The sequence below is a fragment of the Facklamia sp. 7083-14-GEN3 genome (assembly GCF_024742075.1).
In the GTDB taxonomy this organism is placed as follows: Bacteria; Bacillota; Bacilli; order Lactobacillales; family Aerococcaceae; genus Facklamia.
Map to the genome: position 1 here is coordinate 608,947 of NZ_JANSGD010000001.1, position 19,294 is coordinate 628,240.

13 protein-coding genes are annotated in these 19,294 nt (G+C 39.1%); all 13 read right to left on the reverse strand.

The features are described from left to right. Window positions 1-3 precede the first annotated feature (3 nt). Entirely contained in the window at window positions 4-585 is a 582-nt protein-coding gene (locus NW240_RS02895) for a YdcF family protein (RefSeq protein WP_258435952.1), read from the reverse strand. Window positions 586-814: 229 nt separating this feature from the next. Next, a complete protein-coding gene (gene addA, locus NW240_RS02900; RefSeq protein ID WP_258435953.1) occupies window positions 815-4,756 on the reverse strand; it encodes a helicase-exonuclease AddAB subunit AddA in 3,942 nt (1,313 codons plus the stop codon). Then, a complete protein-coding gene (locus NW240_RS02905; protein WP_258435954.1) occupies window positions 4,707-8,306 on the reverse strand; it encodes a PD-(D/E)XK nuclease family protein in 3,600 nt (1,199 codons plus the stop codon). Before NW240_RS02905 ends, addA begins: the two co-directional genes overlap by 50 nt. A gap of 73 nt (window positions 8,307-8,379) precedes the next feature. Continuing rightward, window positions 8,380-9,606, reverse strand: a complete 1,227-nt coding sequence (pepT, locus tag NW240_RS02910; RefSeq protein ID WP_258435955.1) for a peptidase T — start codon at window positions 9,604-9,606, stop codon at window positions 8,380-8,382. 14 nt (window positions 9,607-9,620) lie between these two features. Next, complete coding sequence (locus tag NW240_RS02915; protein WP_258435956.1) at window positions 9,621-10,424, reverse strand: Nif3-like dinuclear metal center hexameric protein; 804 nt, start codon at window positions 10,422-10,424, stop codon at window positions 9,621-9,623. Beyond that, window positions 10,405-11,148: a tRNA (adenine(22)-N(1))-methyltransferase TrmK gene (locus tag NW240_RS02920; RefSeq protein WP_258435957.1), complete on the reverse strand. Its 744-nt coding sequence runs from the start codon at window positions 11,146-11,148 to the stop codon at window positions 10,405-10,407. The genes NW240_RS02915 and NW240_RS02920 overlap by 20 nt, the downstream gene beginning before the upstream one ends. A 63-nt stretch (window positions 11,149-11,211) precedes the next feature. Continuing rightward, window positions 11,212-11,907, reverse strand: a complete 696-nt coding sequence (locus NW240_RS02925; protein WP_258435958.1) for a YjjG family noncanonical pyrimidine nucleotidase — start codon at window positions 11,905-11,907, stop codon at window positions 11,212-11,214. 186 nt (window positions 11,908-12,093) lie between these two features. Further along, complete coding sequence (locus NW240_RS02930) at window positions 12,094-12,936, reverse strand: aldo/keto reductase (RefSeq protein ID WP_258435959.1); 843 nt, start codon at window positions 12,934-12,936, stop codon at window positions 12,094-12,096. Window positions 12,937-13,061: 125 nt separating this feature from the next. Next, the gene (rpoD, locus tag NW240_RS02935; protein WP_258435960.1) at window positions 13,062-14,204 is read right to left on the reverse strand and encodes an RNA polymerase sigma factor RpoD; all 1,143 of its coding nucleotides are present in this window, start codon (window positions 14,202-14,204) and stop codon (window positions 13,062-13,064) included. Window positions 14,205-14,216: 12 nt separating this feature from the next. Beyond that, the gene (gene dnaG, locus NW240_RS02940; RefSeq protein WP_258435961.1) at window positions 14,217-16,055 is read right to left on the reverse strand and encodes a DNA primase; all 1,839 of its coding nucleotides are present in this window, start codon (window positions 16,053-16,055) and stop codon (window positions 14,217-14,219) included. Window positions 16,056-16,092: 37 nt separating this feature from the next. After that, entirely contained in the window at window positions 16,093-17,349 is a 1,257-nt protein-coding gene (locus tag NW240_RS02945) for an MFS transporter (RefSeq protein WP_258435962.1), read from the reverse strand. 11 nt (window positions 17,350-17,360) lie between these two features. Beyond that, window positions 17,361-17,954 carry a ribosome biogenesis GTP-binding protein YihA/YsxC gene (yihA, locus tag NW240_RS02950; protein WP_258435963.1) on the reverse strand — a complete coding sequence of 198 codons (594 nt, stop codon included), beginning with the start codon at window positions 17,952-17,954 and terminating at the stop codon, window positions 17,361-17,363. 15 nt (window positions 17,955-17,969) lie between these two features. After that, entirely contained in the window at window positions 17,970-19,214 is a 1,245-nt protein-coding gene (gene clpX, locus NW240_RS02955; RefSeq protein ID WP_258435964.1) for an ATP-dependent Clp protease ATP-binding subunit ClpX, read from the reverse strand. Window positions 19,215-19,294: the final 80 nt, after the last annotated feature.

Here is a 19,294-nt window from a genome sequence, read left to right on the forward strand (position 1 = left end):
AATTTATTCGTCAATCCAATAATAAAGTTTTAAATAATACCCAATATATTTATAGACTTCTGAAAACATAATCTTCAAAGCTTTTCGACTATCTCCATAGGCTACTTCTTTACCCTCACTATCTTTTAAATAAGCAGAAACATAGTGAAATTTTAAGTCCTTATCCTTACTGGCTCGGTCAAATGCTAATTTAGTTCTGCGAGTATGGTAATCAGTAGTCACTACTAGAGCAGTTTTCCAACCCATTTCTTCCATGATAGAAATGGTATTGTTAGCATTACTCCAAGTAGAAGTGGCCTCATTTTCTCCAATAACCTGATCTTCCGATAAACCAGTGTCAGTTATAAAGTCAATTAACGGTTTGGTTCCTATGACCTCATTTAAGGGAGATACGATCATTTTGTTTGAAGTGACATAACCATCTTGTATCAGTTCTGCTGCCTTTAAAGATCGAACAATTTCACCACCAGGTACAACTACCACATCAGCTTCAATGGGTTCTTGACCAATATCTAAATTTCTAGCCAGCCACACAAGATAAGAAATAAAAATTAAACTCAGGCTCAACAATCCCCATTTTTTCATCCTAATCACCTCTTTGGTTTTATAACCACTCTTAATTTATGATTGATAAATACTTTTATATTTTTAAAATTAATAACGTATAGAGTTTAGCTCAATTGCCTTCAAAAATCTATTATCAATTGATAGATAACTTTCTTTTTCATAATTTTTAACAAAATTGTATATGAAAATAGCAGCAGTTTCTAGAAAAACTACTGCTATTTCGATATTTATCAAAACTCGTTGAGAACTAATTGTCAGTCAATTCGATCACTTGGTCAAATCCCAACGCAACAATATAAGTTCCCTTATTCGGTAACTTCAAATGACTGGACAAAGCATCTCGGTAAAGCGTTAATTGATAGCGGTACTTATCCTTCAATAGAGCCACTTGTTCTTCTTTAGACTGGCTCAAATGTGGACGATAGCGGTCGGTTTTAAAGTCAATTAATACAAAGCCTTGATTAGGTATCACATAGTAAGAGTCAATTACCCCGTGAACCAGGATTGAATCTTGATCCATCTGTATGCTTTGTCCCTTATCTGTTAAGTCAGCAAAAAGATCTTTAGCAGGCACTAAGTATGAAAAAGCTTGTTCACGCTTAAGTTGATCGCTATTTTCAATCATTTGCTGCCCTAGTGGACTTTGAAGAAAATTAAAGATTGTATCAATGTAGAGGTATTGTTGGTCCTCTTCCTCTATCAATTCTTGCTCAATCAAAGCTTGAATCTGCTTTTCTAGTAAGTTAAGATAATCAGACTTTTCCGCTGTCTTAAATTGAGCAAAGTCCACTTTTTCCATTACGAAATGGTTCAAAGTTCCAATCTTAGCCGCATCCATTGTTTCAGAGGCCATAAACTTAGGGGCTTCAAAGGTATCTTGTGTAAAGCGGATACCGTGAATCCCTTGATCAATAGTTGATGTTGAATCCGTTTCGTGATTAGCTTCCTTTCTACGGTCTTCATAAAAAGAAAGGGCTGGATGTGGTGGTTCTTCGAATAGACGTTTCAACTCTGAAACGGATTGATAGGCCGCCGTTTGGCTAGATAATTGATGAGGGTATTGATCAGTCAATAAGTCTTCAATCTGGTTGATAACCTCAAGATTTTGCTTAGGCAGATCCAATTCTTCTCCCTTTTTTAAAGCCTTTAACCAAGCGGGTGGGCTTGATATTTCATTAGTAGCTGTGAAATTAGGAACCTTCGCTTGGATCTGGTCTTCGGTATAAATGTGAGTGATAAAGTCCTGATCATTAATCTTGGCAACCGATTGAACATTTCGCTTAGCTAAGGAAGTGGCTTGATGAATCCACTCCAAGAAATTATTCGCTTGCGACCTAAGTTGTAAGGCCACTTGCAAGCTATCAGGCTCAGTCATCATTTGATATTTGTCGCCCTTTTCTTCCCATTTTTCCTGGCTATTAATGGAACCTACCACAATTAACTTCTGTTCCGTCCGGGTTAAGGCCACATAGAGCACCCGTAATTCTTCCGCTTTAGCGGCTTGATCTAGGAGAATCTGCCGGGCTGTTTTACTGATGGATTGATAATAGACAAAGTCCTCCGTTTGATAATGATTCATTCCTACCCCGTGGTGCTTGGTGGCAATAATCGCCTTTTGACTATCGGTCAGATTAAAGCGGTGGTTACTATTAATTAAATAGACGAGCGGGAATTCGCTCCCCTTGGAAGCATGAATGGTCATAGCCCGCACCATATTTTGATCCCTTTCTAATTGCAACGGTTCAGCCAAGTCTTTGTCTTGATCTAAAAGGGTTTCAATATAATGAATAAAGCTAGCCAAACTTCCTCCTAAGCCTTGATTAATGGCTTGCGCCTTTTGGTAAAAGGCATGGAGATTGGCCTGACGTTGCCGTCCCATATCAAGTCCTACCACATAATCTAAGAAGGAAGTATCCAGATAGATTTGCCAGATGACTTCATCAATAGCATGGTGGTTGGCATAGTCGCGCCACTGGGTCAATTGGTTGAAAAAGTGTTGGATTTTCTTTTGAATAGCTATTAATGAATGATCACTTTGAAATTCTTGACTCAATAAGCTTTCTACCGCTTGATAGAATGACCCTTGCGGATGGTTGACCCGAATCAGTGCGAGCTCATTGTCACTCAGTCCGACAAAGAAGGACTTGAGAATAGCCACTAGAGGGATATCCTGCATGGGATTATCAATTAATTTTAAGAGGGCTAAAATTAATTGGATTTCTTGTCGTTGGAAATAGGTCTCAATGGCTTGTGAAGTAAAAGGCAACTGATAATGACTAAAAGCCGCTTGCAAGTTAGCAAAGCTGGATTTGGTAGAACTCAATACCACAATGTCCTTAAAGGTCATCAAACGATCTTTGCCTAATTCTTTATCGTAAATTTGATAACCCGCCCGCAACTTGGCTTGGATATCCTGAGCAATCAAATGGGCCTGGTAATCAATTCCCTTATCAATTAATAGATTGGGGTTATCCTCAATCAATTGCTCCTCTTCTTCTAGGCTTTCCTTGCTGTGTAGGAGTAGTTCGATAGCATAATGGTCTATTTCCTCAGCAACTGTAAAGTCCTGGTTACCCGTCACTAAACTCTCACTTTTGCCGTAGGTCATTTCGCCAAAGGACTCGTCCATCAAGCGTTCAAAGAGATAGTTGGTAAAGTTTAAAACTTGCCTTCTCGACCGATAATTCTTATCCAGGATAATTAAGTGACCTTGGTCGCTGGTTTGATACTTGCGGTATTTTTCTAAGAATAAGGAAGGTTCAGCCATCCGGAACCCATAGATAGATTGCTTAACGTCACCTACCATAAAGAGATTGCCTTTAGCCGAGTCTACTCTTTCACGCGAAAGATAGGACAGAATGGCTGCTTGAATTTCATTGATGTCCTGGTATTCATCCACTAAGACTTCTTCAAAGAGGGACTGGAAATATTCCGCCGCTATCGACGGCTTGCGCTCACCTGTTTGTGGATCAAAGGGAGCTAAAATCTGCAAGGTTAAGTGTTCAAGGTCGGAATAATCAATCCACCCTTCTTGAAACTTATAGTCTTGCATAGCTTGGTAGAATAGTTTACTTAAGTCGCTTAATTTTCTTAAGTAGGGTTGAATCGCCGCTTCGACATCCTTCATGGTCTGGTAAGGATAAGGAAAGTAAGACTGAATCTTAATTAAAGTATCCTTACTCGCTTTACGATATTGCTTAAGTACTTCTAGGTTTTCTAGGTCTTCTTCATGGGCCTTGCCTCTTGAAGACGGCCAGCGACTAAAGCTTAAATTATCCAACAGTTGACTAAAGTGGGCCATATCGTTTTTTAAGAAAGCTTCTTTTAGTTCAATCACACGCTGCCCTTCTTCAGATAACACCGGACCAAATTTATCTTGCGTGGCCTGTGAACAAGCAGCTAATAGACTCAAACCTTCTTGGTAAGAGCGATCTGCAGAGTCTAACTGTTCCCGTAGTTGAACTTTTAGACTCTCTTGATAAAGTTCACTCTTCCAAAAACTTTCTAAACCATCGTCCTCAGTCACCATCTGGTCTAACCAGCTTAAAGGTTCCGGATTGGCACGCGCAAACTCATAGATATCTAATACGATCGAGCGTAAGGCTTGGTCATCCCGCCCACTGGTCAAACGAACTAGCAAGTCTTGAAAGTCTGCTTGGTTGACTGTAAGTTTAGCGTCTGCTTCAGTAATTTGTTCAATTAAGTTATCCCAGACTTCTTCTACCATTACTTGCTTTTGACTTTCATCAATTAAAAGATTGAAAGCTGGATTAATATCTTCAAGATAAAAGAAATTTTGAATCACAAACAAACAAAAAGAATGCAGCGTTTGGATGTGTGCACTGGGCAACTGGTTAATTTGACTGAGCAAATAACGCTTTTCTTCTCCATCCAGTGACTGGTTAACGGCTGATTTTAAGCGTTTCTCCATCCGTTCTTTCATTTCATTGGCCGCTGATTCAGTAAAAGTCACGACTAGGACTTCTTTCAACTCGGCATAACGCATCAATAAATGTGTCATGATGCGTTCAATTAAGACCGTGGTCTTACCTGAACCAGCTGAGGCAGCTACTAGGATATTATTGCCCCTTTGATGGATGGCCTGCCACTGTTCCGGGTTGAATTTACTATTATCAGGTCTAATCGGTAAGGATTCCATGAGAATCGCCTCCTTTTGTTCTTTCTTCATTAGCTAGTTTTTCCTTAATATGAGCTAAAACATCCTTTTTATTCACCTGTTTATGACGGTAACGCTGGAAGGATTGCGTCCCATCAAAGCCAGTAATCACCCGGTAATGGGCATTTAAGGACAAGGTATACGGATTTTCATAAAAAGGTGCTAAGGCAATATCGCCACTTTGAATAGCTTGAGCCGCTTGTTGGAATTGATGATGCGTATAGTCTAAGAGCAAGTCGATGTCTTCCTTAGCAAAGAAAGGACTTCTAGAATCATAACCCGACTTCGTATAAGTCACAGGATAGATACGACTCTTACGGTCTTGGTGATCAAAAGATTCGACCGTTTGTAAATCGTCCGCTTCAATGGTGACAAAGCCTTTCAAAGACCGCTGACTTAAGAGCTTTTTACTTTGCTGGTCCGTTTCTCCATCCACATAATTCTTATCCGCCTTATAAAAGTTTGGTAAGAGATGCTGGTAAAAAGCACCCAAGGCTTGGTGGTTGGAATAGTTTTTCATGGCGACTGCTAAATAAGTTAAGAGTTGCAAGTCCAATCCATAATAAGCATCGACTAAGTCGAAGTCTTTCTTACCCGACTTATAATCAATCACTTGCAGCAATTGTTGTTGACCCATTTGAATCTGATCTAAGCGATCAATCTTACCACGAATGGTTAAACGCCCTCCCGAAGCTAGCGGGTATTCAAAGCCTGCTACTTGATTATTGCTCCCAGTCCCAAAGACTAATTCAGAAGCCAAGGGTTGGTAATGGGTCAGCTTGTTTTGTTCTTGCATCAATTGCACAAAGTAAAATAGACGTTGGTTTAATAAATGATGGATGGCCTGCATGCGCGGATGGCGGCTGAGGACTTGATAATTTGGCTCTTGATTTAATTGGGCAATCACTCCCCCTAATAAGTCCTTAACTTCTTCTTCTGACAAGTCGGCTAAGGATTTCCTTCGATCTTGAATGACTTGATTGAGCTTATCTAGGGCTTGGTGGAAGTAATCCCCTGAAAGCGCGGCATCCAGTTCAAAGCGGTCCCTTTCTTTTAAGCGTAAGCCATAGCGTAAGAAATGGGAATAAGGATCAGCAAAGAACTGTTCGATCCGGGAGACCGATAGCGATAAATTACGACCGAAAAGTTCTAAGGCTAAGTCACTGTCAATTTTATCGGGTAGGTCATTAAAGTAAAAGGTTTGAATAATTAAATCGACCATGCCGTTACCTTTAAGAATACCTTGGTGCTGCTTTTCATAGTCTACCATTAACTGTAGCAGCTTTAAGAAAACTGGCCGAGGGTTCCTTCCGCTCATAAAGTCTTGGTGAATTTGATATAAAATCGGTGATTTATTACTGTCATAACGTCCCAAGTCCGCTAAAGTTAGAGGCGTTTCCAAAGAAGCATCCATACTGTAGTCGGCTTGGTGAATCAGTTTAAGACCAGCTAGATTTAACGCTTGTTGCAACCAGGGCGAAAAATTACGGACTTGATCGCCTTGATTTGTCGCATAGGAAATTACCATTTGATCCGTCGCTAAGAGCAAGACTTGATAAGCTAATAAGTATTCCATTTGATAACCTTGCTGTTCTTGATCAGCTAAATATTGGTGGGCTAAAAGCTCTTGGTTAATCGCTTGCCGATGGCTAGGAGTTAGTAGACCCTCCGCAGCATGCTTAGCCGGTAGTGCTTTTTGGTCCATCCCGATGACAAAAGCGATTTTGCAAGGTCGAACTTGGGGCGATAGGATGTTAGAAATCATTACCTGATCCAAGGTCGGTGGAATGATATGATAGGTCGCCGCTGACAGACCGGCTTCTAAAATTTCAAAAAAAGTAGCTAGGTCTAAGTCTGCTTGGCCATAGATTTGGTGGTATTCATCCAGACTATTGACCAGTACTTGCCAAACCTGTTCGTCTTGACGAGATTGTTCAATCTCACCCTTTTCAATAGCCTGGTCTCTTTGGTCCATAAGCGCTTGCCGGACGCCTATGGTTTCTAATTTTTGATAGAAAAGAGCGGCTAGGCCCTGCTTGTCATTTCTTCTGATGGCTTGCTTACTAAAGGCAAAATGTTCCACTAAATATTTTCTGATCCATCCAATAGCTTGAGCCAATGTAAATTCATAATTCTGTCCGTCAGCCGATTGGAAAGCCACTTCTTCCGTCATAAACAACCAATCGTAAGTTAAATTAGCAAAGCGGTAGCCTTCATACTGGTAAGCAATTAAATAGTTTTCAAAGGAATAGATTAGGCGGTCTAAGTCAACTTCACTTAGTGGTTCAAAAGCCGGATGAAACAATCGAATCCTTACCAGGGGCGATTTTAAGACTTCTAAAATATCAATCAGTCGCCAATTATAACGATCTAGCCTGATAAGGTGTTGGATCAAGGTAAAGAGCGGATGGTCGGTCATGGCCTTGGCATGGTCAAAGAAATACGGAATTTGATTGGCTGATAGGATCGGTGCAATCATGGATTGATAGACTTCCAAATCTCTGGTATAAACTTGAATATCTTTATAACGGTAGCCTTTTTGGCTAACCAAATAGTGAATACGATTGGATACATAGCGCAGTTCACTATGAATAGAATCAAACTGTAAAAAGCGGTGATGATTAGCGTCAATACCAGCTCTATGTTCTTTAGCGGATACGATTAAGTCTTGTTGATCTTTAAAGGCATGGGCTAAGTTTAAAATTGCTGGCTGGTAGTTAAAACTTTGGTCTTTTATTTCCCAATCTGGCTCTAATTCTAGTTCCATCTGTTGGGCTAGGCTGCGTATCCGGTAGTAAGTTGCATACGGCAAGGCGGTGGTCATTAAGGCTTGAATAGCTCTTAACTCATTAGCCTTAATGGGTAAGACAATCTTTAGCTTGCAAGCATCCTTAGCGAGACTTAAAAGTAATTGCATTTCACGACTGTTAAAGTAATAATAATGGTCGATCACGAATAGATGCTTATCTAACTTTTGCTGGCTGATATAGTTCAGCAAGTCTTCTTGTTTTGCAAAATTATCAATGCGAAAATCACTCAGTGCTTGAAGAAAGGCTTGATAAAGCATTTGCAGTTCTTTTTGCTTTTCAATTTCCAAATCCATCAGCGGTGAATCTTGCGCTTGTTCCACTTCCAAATCTGCTACTTGGATATTTCCTTCGATGAATTCTTTAAAAAGCAGGACTAACTCTTCAATAAAGCCCTGATAGTGGGCTTGTTTTTGGTAGACCACCAACTTTTCACGGTGTTGGTTTAAGACTTGGCGGACAATCATTGATAGGCCTAAGTCACTGATCTCATGGCTTGGCTTTTGATCTTTCATTAAGAACCAATTAAGACGTGAAAAAGAAGCCACCTGTAAATTAAAAATCGAGCTGGCTTGGTTGCTTTGATGGTTACGGATTTCTTCTAAGACAAATTTTTCCATTTCAAACTTCAAGTGTTCTGGCACAATATAATAGACTTGTAAGTCAGGTGTTTGCTTCAATTGTTCCATGATAGCTTGAATGAGGACGCTTTTTTTATTTTGACTTAAATCGCCGGTGACAAATTGAATCGGCACTACATCTCCCCCTTTGGATAGAAGAACAGGCTGGAAGCTTGCTCCAGCCTGTGATTTTTTAATTAACTTTCATTTATTGGGCATTTAATTCGGCAATCTTAATGATTACTTCTGTTGCCTTAACCATCGATTCTACGGCCACGAATTCAAAACGGCCGTGCATGTTTTCGCCACCCGCAAAGATATTTGGTGTGGGAATACCCATGAAGGAAATCTTCGAACCATCGGTTCCACCACGGATAGGCACGATATTAACCGGAATATCTAAGGATTCCATAGCGGCTTGCGCTAAGTCGACCGGTGTCATATCCTTTTCAATAATTTCAGCCATATTATAATATTGGTCTTTTAATTCCAAAGTAATCGGTGGTTGTGCATATTCTTTATTGATATTAGCTACAATTTCTTCGACCTTAGCTTTACGTTTTTCAAACACATCGCGGTTGAAGTCACGAATAATCATCACTAATTCTGCTTCATCGACAGTACCTTCTACACTTAAGACATGGTAGAAACCTTCTCGGCCAGAGGTTTGTTCTGGTACTTCTGCTTGAGGAAGATCAGACATAAAGAGATTCATGACCGTTGTGGCATTAATCATTTTACCCTTGGCTGTTCCTGGATGGATATTTTTTCCACGAATTTTTAAAACAGCTTGAGCCGCATTAAAGGATTCGTATTCTAACTCACCAACCGGTCCACCATCCATAGTGTAAGCAAAGTCTGTCGCAAAGCCTTCTGCATCAAAGTGGTCTGCCCCACGTCCAATTTCTTCATCTGGACCAAAGGCTACACGAATTTTACCGTGTTTTATCTCTGGATGTTGAATCAAGTATTCCATAGCTGTCACAATCTCAGCAATGCCTGACTTGTCATCAGCCCCTAATAGAGTAGTTCCATCAGTAGTAATTAATGTCTGTCCCTTATAAGGTGGTAGATTAGGAAACTCACTTACTTTCATTACCCAGTCTTCACTCAATTGTAGATCTTTACCATCATAGTTTTCAAAAACTTGTGGTTGAACATTTTCAGAATTAAAATCCGCAGTATCTACGTGAGCAATAAAGCCAATGCTAGGTACTTCTTTATCCGTATTAGCGGGTAAAGTAGCTGTGACAAAAGCATTATCAGAATTTAATTCTACTTCTTCCAGACCGATTTCTTTTAATTCATCGACCAAAAGATTTAAAAGGTCGAATTGAATCTCAGTCGATGGAATGGTCGTTGAATTTTCGTCTGAGCGAGTATTGATCTTAGCGTAACGAATTAAGCGTTCTTTTGTTTTTTCAAATAAGTCCATAATTACTCTCCTTTTTATTCATAAGTAAAAGGATCGGTGGAAACAGTTGAAGCAATCACTTCAAGATTCCATCCTTTCCGAGCGACATCTTCTTTGATTCTTGCCACTTCAACATCAATAAATAAATGTTCAATATAATGACCCGCATCAATCGTCATAAAGGCCTTTTCATAAAGGTCATGACCCGTATGGAAGCTAATATCTCCGGTAATAAAGACATCGGCTTGGACCTTTTCAACTTGGTCCATAAAGCTTGCCCCTGCACCACCCACAATCGCCACTTTTTGATAAGTCGCATGCGGGACTTTTTCCACCACCGTTAAAGCAGATCGTTTGAAGACTTGCTTGACATAAGCAAAGAGTTCATGGCGCGTAAGGGCTTGAGGTAAGTTTCCTACTCGACCAATCGCTACCTGACCCTCTTCTAATTCAACGAGCGGTTGAATCTCTTCTAACCTCAAGGCTTGAGCTAAAATATCATTCATTCCACCAGGAGCGGCGTCATAATTCGTATGCATGGCAAAGACATTAATGCCTGCTTGGATGGCTTTTTGATACATCTTTATTTGCGGATTGGATCCATCAAAGCGATCAATGGCTTTGAAGATCGGTGGATGATGTAAAATCAAGGTGTCCACCTTTTCATCAATCGCCTCTTCAACTACTTGTGGGCGCATATCTAATGCGACCATAGCCTTTTTAATGACTTGTTCAGGATCACCAAAGTGTAAACCTACCTTATCCCACTCTTCGGCATAAGCCGCAGGGTATTTTTGATTCAGATAAGCCATTAAGTCTTTAAATAAGAGGTTTGTCATAGTCTATCACCTCCTCTATTTTATCTATTTCTGCTTGAATAACATCTACCTTAGCTTTGCGGTCTTGGGCCATTTGTTCGTACTCTACCCCATTAAATAACTGATTAAGAATATAATAATGGTGATTTAATTCATTGTGCCAATAGTCTTCAAAGATTGACCCTTTTTGAGTCAAGTGAATGGGACCAAACATGATTTCTTTATCAGAATAAGCGGCTTTTTCTGCTTGCTCTTGGGCAACTATTACTTCATAGAATTGTCCTTTCTCATCAATAAAGCACTCATTAAGAATATGATAGTAATGTGCTTGCAACCAGGCTCTGACTTTAGCAACTGCTGTATTGGCTTGCAAGACTAAGAGCTTTGGTAATTTTCCAGCTTGATAACCCGCTTCTAAGATGGATACAATCAAGCCACCTCCCATGCCACAGATAGCCGCTGTATTAATGGCGTCACTGTCTTCAACTGCCGCAAAACCATCAGCCAGTCGAACGGTGATTTTGTCTTGCAATCGACTTTCATTCACTTGTCTTACAGCCGATAAGTAAGGACCTTCTACTACTTCACCCGCTACTGCAAATTCAATTTGCTTATTTCTCAGTAAGTTACACGGTAAATAAGCGTGGTCACTACCGATATCTGCCAAACGAATCGGATCTTGACCATATTGGACGATATATTGTGCGACTTGTTCCAATCGTTGAGATAATCTTTCGATATTCATCCTATACTCCCTTTCATAAGTCTATTATATACTATAAAAGCGCTTTTGAGAGTACCCATTTACTTATTTGTAAATGATTTTGGCTAAATCATTATAATTATCGACCACATAGTTGGCCGGTAAATGGGACTGTTTATTTTCATTTAAGCGGTTAAACCAAACACAATCGAGTCCCGCATTCAAAGCACCTTGAATATCAGCACTTAAAGAGTCTCCAATGACTAAGGCTTGTTTAGAATTGAATCCCTCAATATGTTTGGCAACATAATCGAAAAAGTCCTTAGCAGGCTTCACATAACCGATTTCTTCGGAGATAAAGATTTCTTCAAAATATAAATTTAACTCACCATGAGCTAAACGTGCTCTTTGAATGTTCGAAATACCGTTGGAGATGGCAAAAAGACGCTTTCCTTCTTTTAGACAGGAGTCGAGAAAAACTCTGGCTCCTTCAATCAATTGACCTTGTCTGCCCATACACTTTTGATAAGCTTGAGCCAATTCTACCCCATCCCGTTGATGACCAAAATGGTTAAATAATAAGGCAAAACGGCTAGAAATTAATTGCTGGCGGTCTATTAAACCGAGCTCTAACTTGTTCCATAAGGACTGATTGAGAGGGATATAATATTCAATATAAGCGGCAATATCTTGCTGAGGAACCCCTTCTTGGCTTAAGAATTCTAGTAAGGCTTGGTCTTGAGCTTGATTAAAGTTAAATAAAGTATTATCTAAATCAAATAATAATAATTGATAGGTCAATTTATCCTTCCTTTCATCCTTAAAGTGGTTATTATGCGCTTATTATAAACCAATTTTCCTTTAATATATAGCCTACTTAAGCAGATATTCAATTATACTTTTTATTGTTCAGCTTAAATTTTTAAACACTAAAAAAGCCCTGATGAATTCAAATCATTCCGGGCTTTAATTATAGTAGTTAGCTGATTAGAAATCGACTTGATCAGGATCACTTTGTGTTTTTAATCCTTCTAATAAATCTAACTTTTTGCGATCTTCTGGATCTAACTCAAAATCAAAAATAGCTAAGTTGGACTCAATATTAGCCGGTGTTTTCGATTTTGGTAAGGGTAGAAAACCTTTATCTAGCGACCATCTTAGAGCAAGTTGAGCCACACTTTTGTTGTACTTTTGAGCGATTTCTTTCACTTGTTCTTGTTCAAATAGACTACCACTTCCTAAAGGACTATAGGCTTCTAAGAGCATATCATGTTGCCGACAGAAATTAACTAAGTCATCTTGCGTGGTCCCAGGAGCGAGTAGTACTTGGTTAACCATGGGCTTAACTTTGGTATGTGGTAATAATGCGGCTAAATGATGAACCATAAAGTTTGAAACCCCAATAGACTTAAGTTTGCCGGCTTGGTAAAGTTCTTCCATTAACTGCCAAACTTCTTGATTAGCTTGCATCCAAGCCTTGTCCTTGCGTAAATGAACAGGGTTTGGCCAATGGATTAGCAGTAGGTCTAAATAATCAACTTGTAACTTTTGCATCGATTCTTCTACCGCTTGCTTAGCTAGACTGTAGGAATGCTTGTCATTCCAAATTTTAGTGGTAAGAAAAATTTCTTCTCGCGGAATGTCTGAATCTTTGATGGCTCTACCCACACTGGCTTCATTGCCATAAACTTGAGCGGTATCAATGTGACGATAGCCCACCTTTAAAGCATGAAGGACACTTTGATAAGCTTCCTCACCTTCTTTTAACTTCCAAGTACCAAATCCTATTTTAGGAATCTTAACGCCATTCTTTAATACATAACTTTCCATTGATCTTCCTCCTTTTTCTCTTAACTTAAGTATAAAAAGATTAAAACGCTTTCGCAAGTAAAGGGGCTCCTCAGACAAAACTCCCCCACTCTATTATGAGTGAGAGGATTTTGATGAGTTTTGATTTATTCAATGAAATCTTTTAATTGTTTGGAACGGCTCGGATGGCGTAACTTTCTCAAAGCTTTGGCTTCAATTTGACGAATACGTTCACGGGTTACACCAAAGACCTTGCCAACTTGTTCAAGGGTGCGGATATTCCCATCATCTAAACCGAAGCGTAAACGAAGAACGTTTTCTTCACGGTCAGTTAAGGTATCCAATACATCCTCTAACTGCTCTCTTAGAAGAGCTGAAGCGGTATAGTCTTCCGGACTTAGTGCCCCCTCATCTTCGATAAAATCACCTAGATGAGAATCATCTTCTTCACCAATAGGTGTTTCAAGTGAAACAGGTTCTTGAGCGATTTTTAAGATATCGCGTACTTTTTCAGTCGGTAAATCCATTTCAGCACCGATTTCTTCAGGCGTCGGTTCTCTGCCTAAATCTTGTAGTAGTTGTCTTTGTACCCTTACTAATTTATTGATGGTTTCAACCATATGAACCGGAATTCGGATGGTACGCGCCTGGTCCGCAATGGCACGTGTAATAGCTTGACGGATCCACCAAGTGGCGTAAGTGGAGAACTTGAACCCTTTAGTATGGTCAAACTTTTCAACTGCCTTCATTAAGCCCATATTTCCTTCTTGAATTAAATCTAAGAAAGACATACCACGACCGACATAGCGTTTAGCAATTGAAACAACTAGACGAAGGTTGGCCTCAGCCAACTCTTGCTTAGCTAATTCATCACCATCCAAGATACGCTTGGCCAGTTCGACTTCTTCATCTGCATTTAATAAATCTACTCGCCCAATTTCTTTTAAATACATACGAACGGGGTCTGCTACTTTTATCTTAGAAGCGGCTGCTTTTTGAGCGGCTGTTAGGATTTCTTCCGGTTTGACATCTTCAGCTCGCACCATTTGTTGTTTAGTTGGACCGCCATCATCACCTACTACCGCAATTCCTTGGTCTTCTACCTTTTGAATTAATTTATCAATACTATTGGCATCTAATTTATATGGAATGGCTAATTGATTGGTTAATTCATCATAGTGAACTTGACCGAGAATTTTCTTATCTTTTATTAGCTTTTCAGTGGCTTTGTCTAAAGTCAGCGTTAATTCGTTTTTAGTTGCTTTCTTATCTTTTTTATCTTTTGCCATGAAGTAAGCCCCCTATTCTTTTGTTTTTAATTTTCTTTGCAACACCATTAATCGATTGATCACTTCGGTTGCCTTATTGGCTTCTTGCTTTTGATTATATTGTTTAAATTGAGTCTTTAATTCTTCAATTTCTTGTTCGATAAAGGCAATTTGGATAATATTTAAACAATCGGTCATGGCTTGATCTTGATAACCCATCGGTTCAAAATCCCACATCACACTCGTCAAAAGACTATTTACTTGAATATCTTCAATATTACCAACAATTCCTGTTAAAGGCAATTTGTTGCCTTGATAATAGTAATCAGTCAAGGCTAGAAAGGCCTTTTGTGAAAAGTCATGATAGAGAAATGGCAGTTCATTTAATTTTTCCAGGTAATACCAAGCCTCTTGATAATACATTAAAAAGCCTAACCATAATTTCTCACTTTGAAAGGCTTTAAAAGAGTCTACTTTTAAGGCTTGCTGATCACTTTGTATAAGAGGAGGCGGTTGATTATTAATGGGCGCTTGTTTTTTACTGCTTTGTTTTTTTCCTCCACTTAAGCGCAACATTCGCTCTTGCAAGAAACTTTCTTCAATTTGAAATTCTTCAGCAAGTTCTACCAAATATAATTGTTTTTCGACAGGCGATGAGATTTGATTTAAATCGACTAATAAACGGTCGATATAGTCAGCCACAGCAGCTTTATCATCCAATTGGAAGAATTGTTTGTTATAATTTTTGAAAAAGCTAAATGCAGATTGTGCATGGTTTAAAAATTTTTGAAATGACTCTTTGCCATTAGCTTTTAACCACTCATCAGGATCCATGCCTCTAGGTAAAAGAACAGATTTAAATAGAACTTTGGGGAATTTTTTCCCTAATTCAAAGGCATTGGCTGTAGCCTTTTGCCCTGCTTCATCACCGTCAAAAACAAAGAGGATTTCATTGGATAACTTGGTTAAATAAGACAGGTGATCATGGGTCAAGCTGGTACCCATAGTGGCCACCGCCTGTTCAAATCCAGCGTCATAAAGTGCGATGACATCCATAAAGCCTTCACAGATAATTATTTGTTTTAACTTGCGAATGGCTGGTCGGGCCAAATCAAGGTTATAGACCAGCCGACTCTTATGAAAGATAGCTGTTTCAGGAGAGTTGACATATTTACTCTTACGATTATCTCCTTCTTGATAGAGACGTCCGGAAAAGGCTAAAACCTTTCCTTGATTCGACCTCAAAGGGAAAATAATACGTCCACGAAAACGGTCAATAATGGCTTGACTATCGTCGGCTTGGTAGAAAATGCCTGAAGCCAGTAATTCTTCCTCACTAAAGGACTGATCTTTCATATAAGTCCATAAAAGCTCTGAATTGTCAGGAGCTAAGCCTAAAGAAAAAGCTTCAATCGTTTCTTTATTTAAACCACGATCCGTTAAGTATGAAAAAGCTTGATCACCATTTTCTGTAGCAGTTAAAAAGTAATGATAGAATTGACTGGCCTTTTCATAAATACCATACAATTGTTTGTCTTGATGAGGAATTGTACTTTGATCATCTTCAGCTAAAAGGCTTGAATCCAGCGGATAATCTGCAAATTCTGCTACCTTTATAACAGCTTGCTTAAAGGATAGTGATTCAATTTCTTGGATGAATCCGAAGACATTGCCCCCTCTACCACAGGAAAAGCATTTAAAGATTTGTTTGCCTGTATGAATGGAAAAGGAAGGATTGTTATCCTCATGAAAGGGACATGAAGCAGAATAGCCTTGTCCCCTTTTAGTCAGTTGCACATATTGACTGACTACGTCTTCAATTTTAACCGACTGTCTGATAGCATCAATCACTTCATTGGGTATATAGGCCATAACTTCCCTCCTTTTGCATATTCTTTTATAGCTCTCTTTAAACAGCTTTAGTTCTTGGTTTTTTAGCTTTCCACAATAGGAAGGCGCCCACCATAAATTGAATCACAATGACAAACAGGCCCTTCAAAGAATCGCCCGTTAATTGCGCAATAATGGCCAGAGTCGTTGTGCCTAAAACCGATGAAAATTTCCCAAAAATATTATAAAAACCGAATAACTGATTGTTTTTGTCTAATGGAATAATGGATCCAAAATAAGAGCGACTGAGTGATTGAATGCCCCCTTGAGCAGAACCAACCAAAATGGCAATGAGAATAAAGTCCATAAAGGATGATAAGGATAAAGCCATCAAACAAATTAAGATATAAGTTCCAATGCCGACAAAGAGCATAGTGCGCGTTCCCCAACGCTTGGCTAGGATTCCATAGATAATCGAGCAAGGAAAAGCTACTACTTGAACGACCAAAAGCATCAAAATTAACTGAGTGGCTGTTAAGCCTTGGTCACTTCCTATGGAGGTAGCCATTTTAATAATCGTTCCTACCCCATCTATATAGAAGAAGTAGCCGATTAAGAAATAGACAATCACCTTGTCTTTAACTAATTCAGTTAGCGTTTCTTTTAAGGAAGCTAAGGTTGAAGCGATAATATTAGTCTGACTGGGTTGATCGGTATAGACCTGGTCGACATTTTTCCAGTAAGGAATGGTAAATAAAAACCACCAAGAAGCAGTTAAGAGAAAACCAATATTAACCACTACAGCATCCTCTAACCAACCTGAAAATTGTAGGACCATAAAAATTAGAAAAGGAATAACACTTCCGATATAACCAAATCCAAAACCAGCTGAAGACACTAAGTCCAAACGGTCCCGGCTGGTTACATCCATCAAGGAAGCATCATAAAAAATATTGGCGGTTGAAAAGCCGATGGCTGAAAAACCGTAAAGTACTAGCAACCATTGCCAAGAGCCCTGACCAATAAAAATCATAAATAGAACCGAAAATACCCCTAAAAGGGTAGCAATAGTAAATAGTTTCTTCCGGAAACCTGGAAAATCTGCCAAGGTTCCTAAAAAAGGAGCCATGACAGCTACCGTAATCGTTCCAATGGCATTAGTATAGCCTAAATAGGCCGTTGAGTTGGCATCAGTGACCCCCGCATTGCTAGCGATACTCTTATAAAGAATTGGGAACAAAGCAGTCGTAATCATTAAAGAATAGGCTGAATTCGCCCAGTCTTGAATGATCCATGAAAATTCCTTCTTGGTGTAAGTAGAAAATAGCTTTTTCACTTGATCGGCTCCTATTCTTCTATTAATAAACTTTCAAACAGGTCTAGAATATCTTCGCGCCCTTCTCCTGTTACCGATGAGAAAGTAAAAAGCGCATCCGTCGTTGGTAAATTTAAGCTTTTCTTATAAATGGATAAGTGTTTATTCAATTGACTTTTTTTGATTTTATCAGCTTTTGTTAGACAAATCGCAAAAGGAATATCTAGGTCTTCAGCAAATTGATACATTTCTTTGTCTAATTGAGTGGGTTCATGACGGATATCCATCAAGAGAATTAGTAAGCGTAAGTTACTTCTTTCACGCAGAAAATTTAAGTTCATTTTGGCCCAATTCTTACGATTAACCTTAGAAACCCTAGCGTAACCATATCCTGGTACATCCACAATGCGAAAAGCATCCTGATTGACCGAATAGAAGTTTAAGGTTTGGGTCTTACCGGGTTGTCCAGAGGTCCTAGCCAACTTATTACGTTGGAGGACCTTGTTAATAAAACTCGATTTCCCGACATTCGACCGTCCCGCTAAGGCAATCTCAAGCACAGCATCTTGTGGTGATTGCGCCTCTTGAACAGCAGAAATAACGAATTTTGCTTCTTTAATGTGCATTAGTCTACCCCATTCTTATTTGGCTATCTTGCGGTTATTTTTATTATAATAAGTGGCGCGACTTTCGCCTAGTACAGTATCTTTAGTGACCTTGATGCGTGAAACATCTTCCCTTTGCGGTACTTCAAACATAATATCTAACATGGTATTTTCTAGAATTGATCTCAATCCACGAGCTCCCGTTTCACGGACAATGGCCTGGTGAGCTATTTCCTCTAGGGCAGCCTCTTCAAATTCTAGTTTGATATCTTCCATTTCTAAAAGACGTTGGTATTGCTTAACCAAAGCGTTTTTAGGCTGAGTGAGTATGCTGACTAGATCTTCTTGAGATAATTGGTCCAACACCGTTAAAATTGGCAAACGACCAATGAATTCTGGAATTAAGCCAAATTTTAGCAAGTCTTCAGAACTAGCTAATTGCATGATATTCTCATCACTATGTTGTTTGTTACTATCTGTACCGAAGCCAATTACTTTAGACCCTAAACGTTCTTTAATCGTCGTTTCAATGCCGGCAAAAGCTCCACCTACAATAAAGAGAATTTGTGAAGTATCGATTTGAATATAATCTTGGTTAGGATGCTTACGTCCTCCCTTAGGTGGTATATTAGCTTCTGTTCCTTCCAAAATCTTAAGTAAAGCTTGTTGAACCCCTTCTCCGGAAACATCACGCGTAATCGAAGTATTTTCAGATTTCCGCGCAATCTTATCGATTTCATCCACATAAATAATTCCTTTTTGAGCGCGTTCAATATCATAATCAGCCGCTTGTACTAATTTGAGTAAGATATTTTCGACATCCTCACCGACATAACCTGCTTCGGTTAACGTAGTGGCATCTGCTATTGCAAAAGGAACATTGATAATCCGAGCTAAGCTTTGAGCTAGGTAGGTTTTACCTGATCCGGTTGGACCGATAATGCAGATATTAGACTTTTGTAGTTCAACATCGTCATCATCAATGGCTTTAAAGTTGATGCGCTTGTAATGGTTATAAACCGCTACTGCTAAAGCCTTTTTAGCTTGATCTTGCCCAATAACATATTGATTTAATTGGTCAACAATCTCTTGTGGTTTTAATACTTTAACTGGTTCTTGTTCTTTTTCAAAGCGCAACTCTTCTTGAATGATTGATTGGCACAAGTCCACACATTCATTACAGATGAAAACATCTGGTCCAGCAATAATCTTATCGACTTCGTCTTGTGATTTACCACAAAACGAGCAGTAATAATCATTGATATTTGTAGTCTTTCCCATGTTTCCTCCTTTGTTGGTCTTATTTACTTAAATAAGACTAAAAAGGGACGCAAAAGTCACTCTAAAATCAGACTGTTGCG

Coding starts and splice junctions, on each gene's coding strand:
- NW240_RS02895 (WP_258435952.1), bottom strand. CDS start 585: ATGAAAAAATGGGGATTGTTGAGCCTGAGTTTAATTTTTATTTCTTAT.
- addA (WP_258435953.1), bottom strand. CDS start 4,756: ATGAAGAAAGAACAAAAGGAGGCGATTCTCATGGAATCCTTACCGATT.
- pepT (WP_258435955.1), bottom strand. CDS start 9,606: ATGGACTTATTTGAAAAAACAAAAGAACGCTTAATTCGTTACGCTAAG.
- NW240_RS02915 (WP_258435956.1), bottom strand. CDS start 10,424: ATGACAAACCTCTTATTTAAAGACTTAATGGCTTATCTGAATCAAAAA.
- NW240_RS02920 (WP_258435957.1), bottom strand. CDS start 11,148: ATGAATATCGAAAGATTATCTCAACGATTGGAACAAGTCGCACAATAT.
- NW240_RS02930 (WP_258435959.1), bottom strand. CDS start 12,936: ATGGAAAGTTATGTATTAAAGAATGGCGTTAAGATTCCTAAAATAGGA.
- rpoD (WP_258435960.1), bottom strand. CDS start 14,204: ATGGCAAAAGATAAAAAAGATAAGAAAGCAACTAAAAACGAATTAACG.
- dnaG (WP_258435961.1), bottom strand. CDS start 16,055: ATGGCCTATATACCCAATGAAGTGATTGATGCTATCAGACAGTCGGTT.
- yihA (WP_258435963.1), bottom strand. CDS start 17,954: ATGCACATTAAAGAAGCAAAATTCGTTATTTCTGCTGTTCAAGAGGCG.
- clpX (WP_258435964.1), bottom strand. CDS start 19,214: ATGGGAAAGACTACAAATATCAATGATTATTACTGCTCGTTTTGTGGT.